Genomic DNA, 15845 nt, shown 5'->3' on the forward strand with positions numbered 1-15845 from the left:
TGAAGACATGGTCCTTGCTTCCCAAAGCAGCAAAATCGACGGCATCAAGATGACCGAATTGACCTCGTGTCGCGATACAGATGCCGTGAGTCGCGATTTCACGTTGCGGATGCAGGCGCCTTCTGCACGCGATGAGCGGATGCCAGAATGTTCGAAACTGCCCGGTAAGCGAAGACTATGCCGGGGCCGATGGTGATGCCTGCTCCCGGATAAATTCCACGCATTGGTGAGGTCATATCATTGCCGCAGGCATAAAGACCCGGGATTGGCTTGCGTTCTGCGTCCAGAACCTTGCCGTAGCTATCGGTCGCCAAGCCGGCGGCTGTGCCGAGCGTTGCCGGAACGATCGGCAGCGCGATGAAGGGGCCACTCTGGATGGGCCCAAGATTTGGATTTTTCGTTCCTACCGAGGGATCGCCAAGCGTGCGGTTGAACGCCGATTCACCGCGTTTGAAGAGCGGATCGACGCCAGTGGCGGCGTGCGCATTATGCTCCTCGACCGTCCTTTGGAGCTCGCCGGGATTCAACCCAATTTGCATGGCTAGCTCCGGTATCGTTCGGCCCAGTGTGACGTAGCCGAGCCGCGCGTACTTCCGGATACTCAACGTCCATGGCCAAGGCAGCAGATGTCCCATGCCCCTCAGCCGAACGAACTCGTGATCGCAAACGAAGTAGAACCGCTTGTCTGCGGGATATCCGTTTCCAAACATCGCGAGGCAGATATCGTGGTATGAATTGGATTCGTTGACGAAACGTTGCCCATTCGGGGCAACCGCAATGACGCCGGGTCGTCCGCGGTCGAGCCATCCGTAGGGGACGATTTGGGAGCCTGTCCCACTCCTGAGCATCGAGACTGGAGTCCAGAACCCTGCAGAAGCGACGTCCTTGTCGATTGCAGCTCCGAGCTTTGAGGCAAGGTTAATGCCATCGCCTGTAACATCGGCATGAGCCAGCGTGTCGTCATGCTGGTGTGGGCCGCTCAGCTCGGCTCTCAGCTGCGCGTTGCGGGCGAAGCCGCCGGTCGCGAGAATGACAGCGTGGGATGCGCGCACGCGGATCTCAGAATTGCCGCGTTTGACGATTGCCCCTGTGACGCGCCCGTCTTCCATGACGAGCTCAACGAGAGGAGACGCCGGCCATATTTCTACGCCTAACTTCCGCAAACTCACGAGCAGGCGCGCAATCAGGGCATTGCCTCCGCTGAACTCGGTGCCGCGCCTGTAGCTCAAGCGATCCCGCGCGTAGCGAGTCACGCGACGCAAGACATGCTTGAGGGAAGCAAACGATTGGAACGGATTCAGGAAGCTTCGGACTTCGCTGGAAGAAATCATCATCCCCCCGAGCACAACGCGAATGGGGTCGCCGATCAGATCGAAGTCGGGGCCGAGCAGCCGCGCATCGTAGGGTGCAGGGCTGAGTGCCCGGCCTTTGTCGACTCCGCCGACCTGGCTTGAGTGATAATCGGGCGCGGAGGCCAGCGTGAACTTGACCTCTGTCCCGGTCTCGAGAGCGGCAAGCGCAGTCGGCCCGTCCTCAAGATAGGCTTCGATGAAGTCTTGCCGATAGTAATTGCCAAGCTCATGCTCGAGGTATGTCCTGGCTTTCGGAAGCGAGTCATCGATTTTGGCGGAGCGCGCCTGAAGCGAACAGGGAACCCAGATCATGCCATTCGACAGCGACGTGGTCCCGCCGAGACGCGAAGACTTTTCGCAAACCGTCACGCGAAGTCCATTCTTTGCGGCGTAGAGTGCCGCCGAAAGGCCGGCTGCCCCGCTACCGACTACGAGCACCTCTGTTTCGAACGTTTGAGTAGCACCTATTGGTGGCAATGCCGCTGTCCTTTGTTCGCCTGATTGGTTGATCGGCTTGTCCATCTCCGCCTCGCTGCGGTGTTTCTTTGAACGTCAGTGATGTCGCGGAAGGGGAACGGCTTTGAACTCCTCTGCCGCCGCTTTGACCGAGCGTTCAATCGGTATTCGTTCGATTGAGGAGGCCCCGACAAAGCCGACACACTCGGTCGACCGATAGACCTCGAACGTGTGCTGGGGCTCCGCGACCGCCCCACCATGACAGAGCAGGATGACGTCCGAGCGGACCGCTTGCGCGGCCGCGTTGATCTCGTTGATGCGCCGGATCGCCTCCTGGATGGACTGGCCCTCCTCATGGCCCACGAGCCCGCCGCGCGTCGCGCCGACATGTGGGACGATGCAGTCGGCTCCGCTGCTTGCCATGGCTTTGGCATCTTCGGGGCTCGCAACGTAGGCAAGCGAGAAGATGTTCTTCTTGCGGGCGGTCGCAATCATCTCGAGCTCGCGCTCGAAGCCAAGTCCAACGCGGCCGCGGCGGTCACGCCATTTCTCTCCCATCGTGGAGATGGTCGGATAGTTGATGACACCGGAGAATCCCGCGGCTAGGAAACTGTTGAGAAGACTGTCGAGATCGAGCCGCAGGGGATCCCAGGCCTCGACGCCGCCTATGACGGGTACGGAAGACACGACGTTGCGGATTTCTACCGCAAGCTCCAGCGTACGCGCGTTGGAGTCACCAATACGACTGGTGGGGAGCCCCATGAGCCGCGAGAGCCCAGTAGAGTAGACCACCAGCATATCCGCCCCTCCGAGTGCCGCGCATTTTGCGACGAGGCCGCAGCTGCTCGCCGCGGCAAGGACCGCTTTTCGCTCCGCGACCTGACCTGCAATCCTCGAGAGAATTTCGGTTCGCTCAAACATCTGCACGGGACGTGCCTCCTTGACCTAATTGTTTGAGGAGCCACGTCACGGCGGCCTCGGCAAATTCGGGGTCGTTGATGTGACAGTCCAGCTCGCAGACAACGATCTCTGGCCGGAGATTGTCCTTAACTGCCTGGAGCCATGCCCCATCGGCATCGGCATCGCGAAAGACGCCACCCTCTCGGTCGTAATCTGACACGCCTTTGGCTGGCCAAAGCACGGCTGCCGGCCCGCGTGCTTGCGAGAGCCGCTCGGCCGTAACCCGGCCGATCTTTGCGCTCTCCGCAGGCGTGGTTCGCATCAGTGTCGTGTACGGTGTATGTGAATAGAATTGGCGGCCGCGAAATTGATCGGGAACGCTGGCCGGTGGACCAAAATTGACCATGTCGATCGCGCCGGGCGCGATGACTTGTGGGATTGAGCGGCGCGAGGCCGCCTTGAGCCGATCGGGCCCGGCGCTGGCCGTGCCTCCCATGAGTTCATCGGCCAATTCCGTTGTGGTCAGATCGAGCACGGCATCGAATTCGCCGGCAGCAATCAGCTGCTCCATTTTGCGACCGCCAGCACCGTTGGCAGGAAAAACGATCGCGTCTGTGCCGGCCTCTGCAAGACGTGCCACGCATTGAGTTGCCGCGGGCGTCGTCACACCGAAGGCCGTGATCGCAACAATCTTTCTTTCGCACCCATGCTTGGCCGGCACATAGCGCATGGCCGCAATGGCTCGGCCTGCATTCTCCAGCACCCTTGCCGTGAACGCGTTAATGCCGAAGAAATCGACCAAGGTCGGATAGAGCATGATGTCGTTGTGGATCGCGAGTTCGGCCAGGAGCGCTGGTCTTGCACTGGTCACCAGCAGCTTGGGGAAGCCGTAAGGCAAATCAGACACGACCTCGCCGAAAACAGCGCTTCCCTTGCCTCCTGCAATGGCCACAATCGCGCTGATTGCGCCCGAGGCGAGCAGGCCAGCCACCTTTATGCGGGTAGTTGCGGCAATCTCTTTCAGGAGCTCGGCGGGCGAGGCTGAGCGCGCGCGGCTCGCGTCAGTTGCGTGGGCGGCCTTCACCTCATTGTTCGAGGTCCCGATATCGATCAGGATGGTCTTTCGGCCGCATGTTTGGATGATGTCCGAGAGGAAGGATGCTTCGGGGCCTTTGGTGTCCAGCGTAGCCACGATTGCAACCGCGCCTGAGGCGCCGGCCGAAATCCCAGATCGATTACCATCCCGGACCGACCCCTGGTCGCCCGTGCAATGGTGAGACACGATCTTCCTCCCGGATCATTCTTAATAGCATGTGGTCTAAACCGAGCCGACGCTGGCTATAACCTCGGCGAGGAGTGTGATTGGGTAAGATTGGGTAGATGCCCTGAAACGGCGGCTTATAGGAAGACTGCCGGCCTCCCCTCAGCTTTTCTCAAAAGCGCGTCCGTCTGGAACTTGATGTAGCGTGTCTGTGGGCTCGACCAAGCAATCCTGGCGCCCCTGCAAGCGCAACCCATGCCCCGGAGCCGGAGTGCATTCGGCAAAGGCCGCCGCGCCCTACGAATTGGACGTGAGGACCTCCGTCCTCAGCAACAAACCGCCGGGCCCGTGGTGGCCTATTCGTGCTGCACGCCGGCGCAATGCCCGCCCCCCTGCGAAGGTCACACGTTTGCGGGACGTCATCGTCTGCGCCGAGACACTCTGTGGCTGTGCGATTGAGCGGGCCTAGCAGGGGCACTGCGGTCACGACGCACAAAATTCACCTTCGCGTCTCCATTTCCGGGAGAAGCGCGGCGTCTTCGGTGTCATTAGGCGAGAGCTGCGCCGCCGCTTCCCCATCGAGCCCATGATCGGACACACAAAAGCCGAAGGTGACCTCGGCCACGTACCTCAAGTGCAGCGCCGACGATGCCGCAAATGTCATCCTCTCAGCCGTTGGCCACAACATGCCGCCGCATCCTCGCTGACTCAGACAACGCTTGAGCGGCCTGTTCGCCGGACTGCTATGGCGAACCCTCGCCTGCTCAGCCACGCTCACTTAGCGAGTGAGTTAACTATCTCGGACTGGCGCTAAAAACTAAGGTGCGAGGTACCGCAGAAGTTCCGGATTGCCGCGGACATCGCCTGCCGCGCCGTGCAGCGCGATGCGGCCGCGATCGAGTACGTACGCGTGGCTCGCCACGCGCAAAGCGAGATCCAGGTGCTGCTCGACGATGACCACCGCGATCTCCTTGGTGAGCGCAGTCAGGCGTTCAGTGATCTCCTCGATCACGCCGATCCAAACTCCCTCGGTCGGCTCATCCAGCAGCAGCAGCTTTGGGCTTCCCAGTAGCGCACGTCCGATCGCTAGCATCTTACGCTCGCCGCCCGAAAGAGTGCCGGCTGCCTGATCCAATCGGTGGCCGAGCTTGGGAAAGATCGTCAGGACCCGATCAATCGCCGAAGCGTCGGTGTTGGAGAGCGATCCCACTGCGAGATTATCACGTACCGAGAGGCGTGCGAACACCGAGTGCTCTTGCGGCACATAGCCGATACCGGCGCGCACACGCTGCTCGGTCCGGAGGCGATTGAAATCGTGGCCATCAAAGAAAACCTCGCCTCTCCAGCTTGGTAGCTCGCCGACGATGGCCTTCATCAGCGTGGTCTTGCCTGCACCATTCCGGCCAAGCACGGCGACACCGCCGCGCCTAGGAATGCCGAGGGTAATGTCAAACAGCACCTGGCTGCGGCCATAACCCGCGTCGAGATGCCTTATGTCGAGGAACTGTTGTTTAAGCACGGCGTAAGTAGATCTCCTGGACACGTTTGTTGGCCTGGATCTCCGCGACGCTTCCTGTCGCAAGCACCTTGCCTTGGTCGAGGACGGTGAGGCGGTCGCAGATATCGCGGATGAAATCGAGATCGTGCTCTACGATAACGAGAGAGCAATGCTCTTTGATTGGTCGCAAGAGTTCGCCGGTGACGCGGCGCTCCTCCAGACTCATGCCTCCGGTGGGCTCGTCCAAAAGCAGGAGCCGGGGCTTGCCCGCGAGCGCCATCGCAATCTCCAGCCATTGTTGCTGACCATGAGAAAGCGCTGCTGCGGCATCAAACGCGCGATCGGCAAGACGAAACTGGGTGAGCATCATCATGACCTGGTCGTGCAACTGTCTGCGGCTGCGCGAGAACACAAGATCAAGAAGCGAGCAGTGCCCCTGCAGCGCGAGCAAGATATTGTCGTAGAGGGTGAGGGTTGGCAGCACCGATGTGATTTGGAACTTCAGGCTCATGCCAGCCCGAGCGCGCTCGGTGGGCGTGAATGCGGTGATGTCAGTGTTGATGAAGCTGACCTTGCCTTTCGTCGGCACTTCCGCCCCGGCAATGCACTTCATCAGCGTGCTTTTGCCCGAACCGTTTGGCCCGATCAAACCGTGGAACTCGTTCTCGCCGACCGTGAGAGCCGCGCCATCGAGTGCCGTAAGCTTGCCAAAGATCTTTCCAATGCCTGCGGCTTCAAGAAGCGGCATGATGCTGCGCCCTCTTCTTGCTTTGCCCTTTCGCGGCGAAGCCACCCACGCGCTCGCGCTCCGTCAACACTATGCTGATAAGCCCGAGCGGCCGGAAAAGGATCACGAGTAGCAGGAGCAGGCCCAGAATGATCGGCCAGATGTCGCGGTAATTGTCCGACAGCCAGAAAGAGAGGCCTTCGACGATGGCCGTACCGATCACCGCGCCTATCAGCGTGCCGGAGCCGCCGAACAGCACGTAGAGCACGACCTGCGTGGAGACCACAACGCCGATCATGTTGGGCCACACAAAACCCTCGTGGAAGGCATAGAGGCTGCCGGCCAGGCCTGCGATGGCGCCGCTGATCGCGAACACTATGGCCTTCAGATGCTGTGTCTTATAGCCGAAGAAAGCGATGCGCTGCTCGTTCTCGCGGAGGCCAGCGAGCGCGAGACCGAACTGCGAGCGCACCAGGAAGCGGCATGCTAAGTAGACAATGACGAGAAGCCCCAGTGCGAGATAGTAAAAGATCGGCCCTTCCGAGAGTTCGTAGGAGCCGAGCGTCATCGGCGGAATCGAGGGAATGCCGTTCTGGCCGCCAAGATAGTACCAGCCTCGCGCGAGACGATCGGCGGCATAGGCGCCGGTGAGCGTACCGAGCGAAACGAAGATCACGCTGGCTGGATGCCGGCCGAGTAGGAGGAAACCACCGAGCAGCAGCGCGAAGACGAGGCCGATTAGTGTGCCCGCCGGCAGCACTAAAAGGATTGAGGTGATGTCGAGATCGCGTGCAAGCAGCGCGACGCCATAGCCTGCCGAGCCGAAGAAGAGGGCCTGCCCGAAACTCATGATCCCGGCATACCCCCACACCAGATCGAACGAGAGAGCGAAGATCGCCAGGATCACGACGCGAGTCGCAAACACCGTAAGATAGTCGTGCAGCATCACCGGGAGGACTAGTGCTCCAATCAGCACTAGCCCTTCGATGATGAGCAGGACCCGTCGCGCAGGGCCAACTTGCCCTGCAAAGGCGGTTTCCGCCATTTCAGCCGTCGCACAATTCACTTCTAATGTGGGCACCGATGGCCTCTCTACCGCGCTCATCGCTTCCGCCGCGACTCGTCAGCATTCCCTGGGATCAACAAGCCCATTGCTACGTTCCACGATTTCAAACTTCCCGCTTTTGCACACCGCCGTGTACATGTTCATCTTACAGTGCCGCTTGCCCGGCACCATCTCGGCGGGTCCGCCCGGACCTTCCGCGATCTTTGCATGATCGAGCGTCGCAGCCACCGACTCGCGATCGACCTTCCCGGCTTCCTTGACCGCGGCCTCCCAAAGTTTCAGACCGCGATAGGTGCTGGGCGCGGCACTGCTCGCGGCAAACAGGGAATCTCCAGGATAGTCCTTTTCATAGGCCGCCTGAATTCTGGCGGAGACGGGATCATCTTTGGCGACTGCTTTGTAATAGTCGAGGCAACTCGCAAGCCCTTCCATCTCATTGACCGGATGAAGGCTAAGATAATTCTCATCCTCATTCACGGCAGCAAGCCGTCCGCCGTTCTTGAGATAGCCCGCTTCATAGAGCTGCTTGAATAAGGGGCCGACACCGGGTGGGATGACAGTGTTGAAGACAGTGTCGACCTTGTTAGAGATAATCCCGTGGACAGTAGCGGAGAAATCGACCTGGTCGAGAGGATAATACTCCTCGAACACGACCTCGCCGCCGTTTGCTTCAATTAACTTACGGGCGTATGCATTCAGATTGCGCGGCCAGATATAGTTAGAACCTGGAAGGGCAAACCTCTTGCCGCCGTTTTTGATCAGCCAAGGGATAAATGTGTCGCATTGCTGCGCCGGTGTGGCGCCGGTGCAGAACAGGTATGGTGTGCATTCCTGACCTTCATAGAATTGTGGATAAATATAGAGCGTCTTGCCCCGTGATACGATTACATCCTTGATCGCGTTGCGCATCGAGCTCGCGAGGCCGCCGAGGACCATGTCCACCTTGTCGCGCTGGATCAGCTTGCGCACATTGCCCACCGCCACCGATTCATTAGAGGCGGTGTCTTCGATATAAAGCTCGAGCGGCCGGCCCAAAAGTCCGCCGGAATTGTTGATTTCCTTGATCACCATTCTGGCGACGTTGGCATCCGCCTTTCCGGCAAAGCCGATTGGGCCGGTGAGATCGATCGCGATGCCGACCTTGATGGGGCCTTCGGCCGCATTGGCCCAGTCGGGGCGGATCACCCAACTGCTGGCTCCTGTGGCGATCGCACCAGCCGTGAAAGCGAAGTTCGAAAGGAAACGACGACGTGTGAGTTGGACGCGATCAGCAATCATATGACTACACTCCCCTTTGCGCGATGAGGCCTTGCGGGCGGAACTTGATGAAACAGATGGCAAGCACGAAGACGAGCACGTCGGCGACTACCGGTGCCACTGCCCAAGGTAGCGCCGCGGTAAGAGCGCCGATTACGCCAGCCCCTGCCACCGGTCCGATGAAGGAGCCGACGCCACCGACCATGACGGCAACAAATCCCTGGATCAGAAAACGAATTCCGAGATCGGCAAATAGATCGAAAACCGGCACGATAAGCGCACCGGCGAGCCCCGCTAACGCTGCGCCGAAAGCAAAGGTGGCGCCATAGATGAACGTCGTCGAAACGCCAGAGGCGCGCGCCAGCGCTGGATTTTCCAGCGTCGCCCGAACGCGCAGGCCGAAGCTTGTGCGCGACAGGAGCAGATAGCAGGCCCCCATCACCAAACCCGTGATCACGAGTATCGCGAAGCGCCAGGCCGAGATGTGCATCGTGGCGATAGCGATAGATCCGCCAATCGGCTCCGGAACCGTCAGATAGAAGCCGCCAATCAGGCCCCGCACCGTTTCTCGGATGATAAGACCGAGGGCATAGGTGCCGAGCATCGCCACGATCGGTGCCGCATAGAAGCGGCGGATAATGAGTGCTTCGAGTACAAAACCCAGCAATCCGACGAGGATCGGTGCGGCCGCCATACCGACCCAAACGGGGAGACCATGGCTATAGGCGAGATACGTAATATAGGCACCGAGCAACACGAACTCGCCTTGGGCAAAATTGAAGATGCCCATCATGCTCGCTATGACTCCGAGGCCCAGTACGATCAGGACCATGATCGCGCCGAAGCTCAGAATGTCGAATGCCGCCATGAATGCGTTAGTCATATGTTGCGATCCACCCGGACGCCATCGCAGCCCGTCTCACATCTTCTTCCAGTCGCCCATCTGTTCGAAAGCATGGGCGGCGCGGTAGACGGTGGATTCCTCGAAGTAACGACCGACCAGCATCAGGCCCACTGGTAGGCCGTCGACCATTCCGCAGGGCAGTGACATGGCTGGATGATGCGTAATGTCGAATGGCGCGGTATTGGTGAACATCTCGATGGCGCGCGTGAAATAGTCTTCGCGACTGGCGCCGGCAGGCGGCAGCGGCGTTGCCTTCATCGGCGTCGTCGGCATGAGTAGAAGGTCATAGGTCTCCAGAGCCTTGTCGTATGTTGCAGCGAGGCGGCGAGAAATATTGACGGCCTTGCCGTAAAACCTGGAACCAAAAGTGTTGTTGATGTACGTGCCGAGCAACAGGAACAGCTTGTTCGTCTCGGACAACGAGTCTGCCTGCCGCCGCCACCCGCGATGGAAATCCATCAGGGAGGTCGGGTAGAGATCGCCTCGGCTGAGACCATAGCCGTCGCCGAACATCATGGTCTGGACGGCGCCCTCGGTTCCGATCGGGGTCCAGATCGCCGCCCCCAGGAGATGCATCGGAATGGAGACGGTCTCAACAGTCGCACCGAGATCTTTAAAGCGCTTGGCTGCCTCGCGTACGCTTTCATTGACCGCAGCCTCCGCGGACGGCTGCTCGAAACCTTCCTTAAGGATGCCGATCTTCATCCCTTTGATGCCTGCACCCAAGGCCTTGGTGTATTCGTCAACCTTTGGTGCCTTGATGCGCGAATCGTAGCCGTCGTCACCGGCGATCACCTCGAGCAGCAGCGCGTTATCGGCCACTGTTGCCGTGATCGGTCCGGTGTGATCAATAAAGACCTCGATCGGCATGATGCCCGTGTAGGGAACGAGACCCCAGGTCGGCTTCATACCGTATGTGCCGCAAAACGAGGATGGCATGCGGATCGAGCCCCCCTGGTCGCCCCCGATCGCCATGTCGACCTCGCCGAGCGCGACCACAACCCCGCTTCCCGAGGAAGAACCGCCGGCCGAATAGCCCATCCTGTGTGGATTATGCACCGGACCGGTCGCATTGGTGTGGCTGCCACCCGAGAGACAGAAGGCCTCGCAGTGAACCTTGCCGGCAATCTCGGCACCAGCATCGAGCATGCGCGTAACGATGGTGGCGTCGAAGTCGGGTACGTAGCCTTCGAGGGTGGCCGACCCATTCATCATGGGCACCCCGGCCAGCATGATGTTGTCCTTCAGGGCCACCGTCTTGCCCTTGAGCTTGCCGCTCGCCGCGCCCTTCACCGTCGACTTGCGGTACCAGGCGTTGCGCGGGTTCTCCTCCGGTGACGGCCGATAGCCCGGAGTGCGTGGATATTTGACCACCGGCAATTCGTCGGGCATTGCAGCGACGAGATTGTACGCTTCGAGCGAGCCCTGCATCAGGCCTCGGAACGAGGCAACGTCCTCATCGGTCAGTGAGAGACCACACTGTTCGGCGATGCTACGAAGCTGGGTTGGCGTGGGAAGGGCGACTGACATGAGGCTCTCCTAAGAAATTTCATCCCGGCATTTGGACGTGCCGCCCATCGATTATTCTACGATGGCCACTTACTCGCCACATACTGCGGAGCAAGTGCATTCGCCCGAAGTGGGCGCGCAACGTGATCTGGGTAATATTGGGTAAAACGACTCCGGTGCTGAATGCGTTTGGCGGTGTGGAGCCCCTGCCGACCCCGCACACCTTGCCACTTCCTGTCGCGGTCACGTCGGATGTTCCGAAGATGCGCGGCGATTCAAGCAAACCAGCATCATCAGCTTGGAGTTGCAATGTGGCAGCGATCTGACAGAGTAACGCGCTGCATTAGCAGCTAGTTTCCGCAGGGAAACATCCAGCTACTTCATCTTGGAGATGTGCCCCAAACATTTAATGGCCAAACGTTGAAGGCTGCGACGTTCGATTCAGTTCCCTTCGGCGCGCCGCCAAGTATGGGGGGCCGTGCCAGTGCTGCGCTTAAATTCACGACTGAAGTGATAGACGTCGCAGAAACCGCAGCGTTCGGCGATAGCATCGAGCCCCGCGTCAGTTTCCAAAAGTAACTTTTGCGCCATCAAAATGCGCTCTCGGATCAGCCAGCGCCGCGGACTGATCTGTAGATACCTTTGGAATAGCCGCCGCGTTTGCGCGGCACTGAGCCCGGTGACGGAGGCCAGTTCCTCGGCATGCCAGGATCGCGCTGGAGCCTGCCGCATCTTTGAGACGATGGCGCGCAATGGGTCTGGAAGACGAGACTCACCGTGCTTGGGTGAAGGCGCTGCTATGAGGTGCAGCAGTTCTGCCACAAGGTGATTGAGGGCCATATCGACGTTATCATCTCGAGCGCGCAAGACACCAAACAGCTCTTCGAACCACCGGTCGATGTTGTTCGGCGCCAATATTGTTGCGAGGGTTGCACCACCGCCGAACACCTTTCGCCGAATGGCTGCACAGTTTGGTCCGTCGATCCGTACCCATAGAACGGTCCAGGGATCGCTCTCGTCGGGCCAGTGCGCATGCGGTGTCTCGTTGGCGATCCACATCAACTGATTGCGCCCAACACTCAATGTCCGTCCCTCACTCGATACGAAGCCACGACCCGCTGTGCAGTAGAGAATGTCCTGGCCCGGATAGCTATCTCGCGCGATGTGATGGTCAGGGGCAGTGATGACTTTACCAGCCCTCAGCACCGTAAAGGCGCAGCGAGTCCAGGCGACATCAGGAAGGACATACTGATGGCTCTCAGGGAAAAATGTGCGCTGCGGTATTTTTACCATGCGCGTTTTATATAAATCAGAGCGTGCTTTGTCCATTTCTACGCACGAGCTGCACATCTATGCTCGCTCACAACGACCAATAAGCAAACTCGCCGATGGGCCATCCTGGATGCACGTTTTGTCTCCTTGGGCGGCTGCTGCGAGTATTTAGGGAGGAGCTGGTGTCAATACTCAGCGCCCGCGAACAGCGCCGTCACACTGAGCGCCGCACTTCCCTTATGCCGATATCGTGGAGGCAATCCACACAAGCGCGAGCTTTAAGCACCTTCAAGGGAGGAATCGATGGGTAAACCGAAAATCACCGTCGTTGGCAGCTTCGCAGTGGGACTTACCATTCGGGCTCCGAACATTCCCGTCTTTGGCGTCACAATGCTCGGCAGCAGTTTCGATATGGGGCCTGGCGGAAAGGGCTCAAACCAGGCGGTTGCGACCGCGCGGCTGGGGGCGGACTCCTCGCTGGTGGCCATCATCGGCAAAGACAAGTTCGCCGATATCGCAACCGATCTGTTCAAGGCCGAGGGCGTTGGTACAGCGCATGTCAAGCAGATCGCTGAAAGTCCGACGGCGGTGGGCTTCATCATTCTCAACGAGCGCGGTGAGAACTTCATCATCATGGACTATGGCGCAACCAACGCTATGGATCCGGCTTATGTAGATCGCGCCGAGAGCCGCATCCGGGAGAGCGACGTCGTCATGGCGGTGCTCGAACCCCCGGTCGAGGTAGCAATGCGAGCCATGGAGCTGGGCCGAAAACATGGCAAGAAAACTGTCCTTAATCCAGCTCCCGCCGCGCCGCTTCCTGATGAGATGTTCCCGCTAGTCGATTACCTGACGCCGAACGAGAGCGAACTTCGTATTCTGCTCGGTCTACGGCCGGACGATCCGCGCCCTTCGCGCGAGCTAGTGGAGATGCTGCGCAAGCGCGGCGCCGCCAATGTGATCGTAACCCTTGGCGACCGCGGCGTGCTCATTGTGACCGACACGATCGATACAGCCATCCCAGCCGCCGAGGTCGAAGTCGTGGACACGACTGGCGCTGGCGACGCGTTTAATTCCGGCTTCGCCGTGGCTCTGGCCGAAGGACGGGATGTGATCGAAGCCGCGCGGTTCGGGGTTTGCTGCGGCGCCCTGGTCTGCACCAAGCTCGGGGTCATTCCAGGCATGGCAACACGCAGAGCAGTCGAAGAAATGTATCGTACAATTTTCGCGTCGGCTTGAAAGGAATCAGAATGAGCCTGAACCATATGCTTCCAGATGCCGACTTGGCCTGCTCCGTCGTCAAGAGAAGCAATAGCGAGGTGAGGATCGGCTGTCAGCCAGCGTGTCGAAACCCGCCGCACTCCGTTTGGCATGGTCTCGCTGTCGCTGCAGGGCATCCGCATATCGAACCATGTGCACAGTGATGGCCGGCGGCTTGACGACTTTGTACATGAACACTCGACCGCAGGACGACACGCAGTTGATAGGTGGCAAGGCGACCCTCCGAAATTCCTTCACAGGCGCCGAATCGACGCGCCGGACCTTTGGCAAAAACTTTGAGAGCTAGTGAGCAAGATGCCGCGGATTTACGATTGGGCCGCGCGCGAAGCTGAGCGCACGGTGACCGTAGCCGATCTGTGCGCGGCCCGAGACTCGGGCAAGCGCTACACTCAAGTCACCGCTGAGACGGCGGACGAGGCAGCAGCTGCGGAGGAAGCTGGTGTCCAGATGCTGGTTGCCCGCGCCCGTAACGTGGAGGCCGTGCGCAAGGGTTCGAAACGGCTTTTCGTCACTGCGGCGCTGGGCTTTGCCGATGCCGTAACCCGGGACGATATCCTACGCACCGCATTGAAGGCGCTGACGGACGGCGCCGATGCGGTGATCACGGCACGCGGCATGGCGACTGTCTCTATGCTCGCAGCCGAAGATATCCCGGTCGTGGGTCACCTGGGACTCGTTCCAAGGAAATCGACCTGGGTCGGAAAGCTTCGCGCTTTCGGCAAGAATGCCGATGAAGCCTTGACGCTTTTTCACCGCTTCCGCCGCCTCGAAGAGGCCGGCGCTTTTGCAGTCGAATGCGAGGTTATCCCCGCCAGAGTCATGGCAGAGATCCGTCGGCGAACCGGACTGGTGACGGTTTCGCTCGGCTCCGGACCTGATGCCGACGTGATCGTTCTCTTCACCGAGGACATATGTGGTGGCGAAGGCCGGCGGCCCCGGCACGCCCGGACCTATGGGAACCTGCAAGCGCTGCAAGAGCGTGTCAAGGAAGAGCGTGTGAAAGCCCTCAGTGCATTTCGCGCTGACGTCAGTGCGAATGCGTTTCCGGGGCCGCAGGAAACCTCGATTATCCACGACGACGAATTCGCCGCGTTTATGTCAAGGCTGAAGCAAGAGGGCTTTTGAGTTTTGATCTGAGTCTCGTGCGGGCGATAACCGCGATGATGTCTCGGCGCCTGAGGATCTGGCCGCGTAGGCGAGCCTCTCTCTTCAAAACGTTGATGGAGTAGCAAATATGGATGACATCTTATACGGGGCGCGCGACAAACGCGGGAATTGGACACCGAACAAGAGGCCCGAACGCGCGCCGATTTTTGTCTGGCCAGTGCAACCGAAGAAAGTTATTCGTTGGTTGCCGGGGTACTTCTTGCCCTGGAATACCCTCTATTTCGTGATCTCGCTTGTATCGTGGATCTATCTGACACCCGCGCTTGATACGATGCGGGAATTCCGCGCTGACTGGATTTTGCTCATTCTGCTGCGCAACGCTGGGCTAACGCTCCTAGTCTATGGCAGCTTTCACTTCATCCTCTATATCCAACGGCGCCAGGAAACCAACTTCAAGTATAATGCAAAGTGGCCCGACACCGACAATACGGCCTTTATGTTCGGAAGCCAGACGGCTGAGAACGTGTTTTGGACCATGTGTAGCGCGGTGCCGGTATGGACCGCATACGAGGCGGCCACCTGGTGGCTCTACGCTAACAGCTATCTGCCGTACGTCGATTTCGGACAGCACCCGGTGTACTGCGCCATCCTCGTGTTGGTGATGCCGGTCTGGCGCGAGTTGCACTTCTATCTGATTCACCGGCTCATTCATATCGGGCCGCTGTACCACATCGTACACAAAGTACACCACAAGAACGTAAACCCGGGGCCGTGGTCGGGCTTGTCAATGTCTCCCCTTGAACACATCGCCTATTTTTCCGGCGTGCTGATCCATTTCGTCGTGCCCTCCCACCCGGTGCATGCAATGTTTCAGCTCATGCACGCAGGGTTGTCCGCCGCGAAGTCTCACACCGGTTTCGACCGGGTGGTCGTAGACGATGCGAAGGCCGTCAACACAGACAACTTCTATCACTACCTCCACCACAAGTATTTCGAAGTGAACTACGGTGAGCGTCGCATCCCGCTCGACGAGTGGTTCGGCACAGCTCACGACGGTTCTCCGGAAGCGGACGAGAGGATGTACAAACGCATAAGGGCCAAGAAGTGGGCGCGCGGCAGTTAGCTCTGATGTTGCGGAATGTCCGTCCGGCTCTCTTCTTACTAGCACTGCGCAGGCGCGGGAGCCTCCCGTCCGCCCGCCAAGGACATTTGCGCGGGTCGCGGATTTGCCAAGGCATCGGTGCAATTGTTGCGA

General features: G+C 59.5%; 13 protein-coding genes and 1 pseudogene. 4 read left to right on the plus strand and 10 right to left on the minus strand.

The window, feature by feature from the left end:
- Nucleotides 1-98: 98 nt before the first annotated feature.
- From IVB32_RS42195 to IVB32_RS42205, 3 genes are read right to left on the minus strand one after another with little or no spacing between them, the layout of a single operon-like run.
- Nucleotides 99-1874: an FAD-dependent oxidoreductase gene (locus tag IVB32_RS42195; protein ID WP_247360282.1), complete on the minus strand. Its 1776-nt coding sequence runs from the start codon at nt 1872-1874 to the stop codon at nt 99-101.
- A gap of 30 nt (nt 1875-1904) precedes the next feature.
- Complete coding sequence (locus IVB32_RS42200) at nt 1905-2729, minus strand: phosphoenolpyruvate hydrolase family protein (RefSeq protein ID WP_247360297.1); 825 nt, start codon at nt 2727-2729, stop codon at nt 1905-1907.
- Nucleotides 2722-3900: a Tm-1-like ATP-binding domain-containing protein gene (locus tag IVB32_RS42205; RefSeq protein ID WP_247360283.1), complete on the minus strand. Its 1179-nt coding sequence runs from the start codon at nt 3898-3900 to the stop codon at nt 2722-2724. The genes IVB32_RS42200 and IVB32_RS42205 overlap by 8 nt, the downstream gene beginning before the upstream one ends.
- Nucleotides 3901-4252: 352 nt before the next feature.
- Here IVB32_RS42205 and IVB32_RS42210 point away from each other — a divergent pair.
- Nucleotides 4253-4655: pseudogene (locus IVB32_RS42210) on the plus strand (IS5/IS1182 family transposase); the annotation flags it as partial.
- A gap of 131 nt (nt 4656-4786) precedes the next feature.
- Here the strand turns inward: IVB32_RS42210 and IVB32_RS42215 are convergent.
- From IVB32_RS42215 to IVB32_RS42245, 7 genes are all read right to left on the minus strand, one after another.
- Nucleotides 4787-5488: an ABC transporter ATP-binding protein gene (locus IVB32_RS42215; protein ID WP_247360284.1), complete on the minus strand. Its 702-nt coding sequence runs from the start codon at nt 5486-5488 to the stop codon at nt 4787-4789.
- Nucleotides 5481-6215 (minus strand): ABC transporter ATP-binding protein, encoded by a 735-nt coding sequence (locus IVB32_RS42220; RefSeq protein WP_018457729.1) that lies wholly within the window; start codon nt 6213-6215, stop codon nt 5481-5483. Before IVB32_RS42220 ends, IVB32_RS42215 begins: the two co-directional genes overlap by 8 nt.
- The gene (locus tag IVB32_RS42225; protein ID WP_247396732.1) at nt 6202-7239 is read right to left on the minus strand and encodes a branched-chain amino acid ABC transporter permease; all 1038 of its coding nucleotides are present in this window, start codon (nt 7237-7239) and stop codon (nt 6202-6204) included. Before IVB32_RS42225 ends, IVB32_RS42220 begins: the two co-directional genes overlap by 14 nt.
- A gap of 78 nt (nt 7240-7317) precedes the next feature.
- Nucleotides 7318-8538 (minus strand): substrate-binding protein, encoded by a 1221-nt coding sequence (locus IVB32_RS42230; RefSeq protein ID WP_247337861.1) that lies wholly within the window; start codon nt 8536-8538, stop codon nt 7318-7320.
- Nucleotides 8539-8542: 4 nt separating this feature from the next.
- Nucleotides 8543-9400, minus strand: a complete 858-nt coding sequence (locus IVB32_RS42235) for a branched-chain amino acid ABC transporter permease (protein WP_026233434.1) — start codon at nt 9398-9400, stop codon at nt 8543-8545.
- 36 nt (nt 9401-9436) lie between these two features.
- A complete protein-coding gene (locus IVB32_RS42240; RefSeq protein WP_247360286.1) occupies nt 9437-10951 on the minus strand; it encodes an amidase in 1515 nt (504 codons plus the stop codon).
- Nucleotides 10952-11371: 420 nt separating this feature from the next.
- Nucleotides 11372-12259, minus strand: coding sequence for an AraC family transcriptional regulator (locus tag IVB32_RS42245; RefSeq protein WP_247413197.1), 888 nt, complete (start codon nt 12257-12259; stop codon nt 11372-11374).
- Nucleotides 12260-12505: 246 nt separating this feature from the next.
- Here IVB32_RS42245 and IVB32_RS42250 point away from each other — a divergent pair, with 246 nt between their 5' ends.
- The 3 genes from IVB32_RS42250 to IVB32_RS42260 all read left to right on the plus strand — a co-directional run bounded on the left by IVB32_RS42250 (nt 12506) and on the right by IVB32_RS42260 (nt 15713).
- Nucleotides 12506-13441, plus strand: coding sequence for a ribokinase (locus IVB32_RS42250; protein WP_247360814.1), 936 nt, complete (start codon nt 12506-12508; stop codon nt 13439-13441).
- Nucleotides 13442-13777: 336 nt separating this feature from the next.
- Nucleotides 13778-14608 carry a 3-methyl-2-oxobutanoate hydroxymethyltransferase gene (locus IVB32_RS42255; RefSeq protein WP_247360826.1) on the plus strand — a complete coding sequence of 277 codons (831 nt, stop codon included), beginning with the start codon at nt 13778-13780 and terminating at the stop codon, nt 14606-14608.
- A gap of 109 nt (nt 14609-14717) precedes the next feature.
- Nucleotides 14718-15713 (plus strand): sterol desaturase family protein, encoded by a 996-nt coding sequence (locus tag IVB32_RS42260; protein WP_247413198.1) that lies wholly within the window; start codon nt 14718-14720, stop codon nt 15711-15713.
- Nucleotides 15714-15845: the final 132 nt, after the last annotated feature.

Origin of the sequence: Bradyrhizobium sp. 23, assembly GCF_023073295.1 — a bacterium.
Lineage (GTDB): Bacteria > Pseudomonadota > Alphaproteobacteria > Rhizobiales > Xanthobacteraceae > Bradyrhizobium > Bradyrhizobium canariense_D.

Excerpts from the sequence above, each read along its gene's own strand:
- IVB32_RS42195 (WP_247360282.1), bottom strand. The coding sequence starts at position 1,874 with ATGGACAAGCCGATCAACCAATCAGGCGAACAAAGGACAGCGGCATTG.
- IVB32_RS42200 (WP_247360297.1), bottom strand. The coding sequence starts at position 2,729 with ATGTTTGAGCGAACCGAAATTCTCTCGAGGATTGCAGGTCAGGTCGCG.
- IVB32_RS42220 (WP_018457729.1), bottom strand. The coding sequence starts at position 6,215 with ATGCCGCTTCTTGAAGCCGCAGGCATTGGAAAGATCTTTGGCAAGCTT.
- IVB32_RS42225 (WP_247396732.1), bottom strand. The coding sequence starts at position 7,239 with ATGGCGGAAACCGCCTTTGCAGGGCAAGTTGGCCCTGCGCGACGGGTC.
- IVB32_RS42230 (WP_247337861.1), bottom strand. The coding sequence starts at position 8,538 with ATGATTGCTGATCGCGTCCAACTCACACGTCGTCGTTTCCTTTCGAAC.
- IVB32_RS42235 (WP_026233434.1), bottom strand. The coding sequence starts at position 9,400 with ATGACTAACGCATTCATGGCGGCATTCGACATTCTGAGCTTCGGCGCG.
- IVB32_RS42240 (WP_247360286.1), bottom strand. The coding sequence starts at position 10,951 with ATGTCAGTCGCCCTTCCCACGCCAACCCAGCTTCGTAGCATCGCCGAA.
- IVB32_RS42245 (WP_247413197.1), bottom strand. The coding sequence starts at position 12,259 with ATGGACAAAGCACGCTCTGATTTATATAAAACGCGCATGGTAAAAATA.
- IVB32_RS42250 (WP_247360814.1), top strand. The coding sequence starts at position 12,506 with ATGGGTAAACCGAAAATCACCGTCGTTGGCAGCTTCGCAGTGGGACTT.
- IVB32_RS42255 (WP_247360826.1), top strand. The coding sequence starts at position 13,778 with ATGCCGCGGATTTACGATTGGGCCGCGCGCGAAGCTGAGCGCACGGTG.
- IVB32_RS42260 (WP_247413198.1), top strand. The coding sequence starts at position 14,718 with ATGGATGACATCTTATACGGGGCGCGCGACAAACGCGGGAATTGGACA.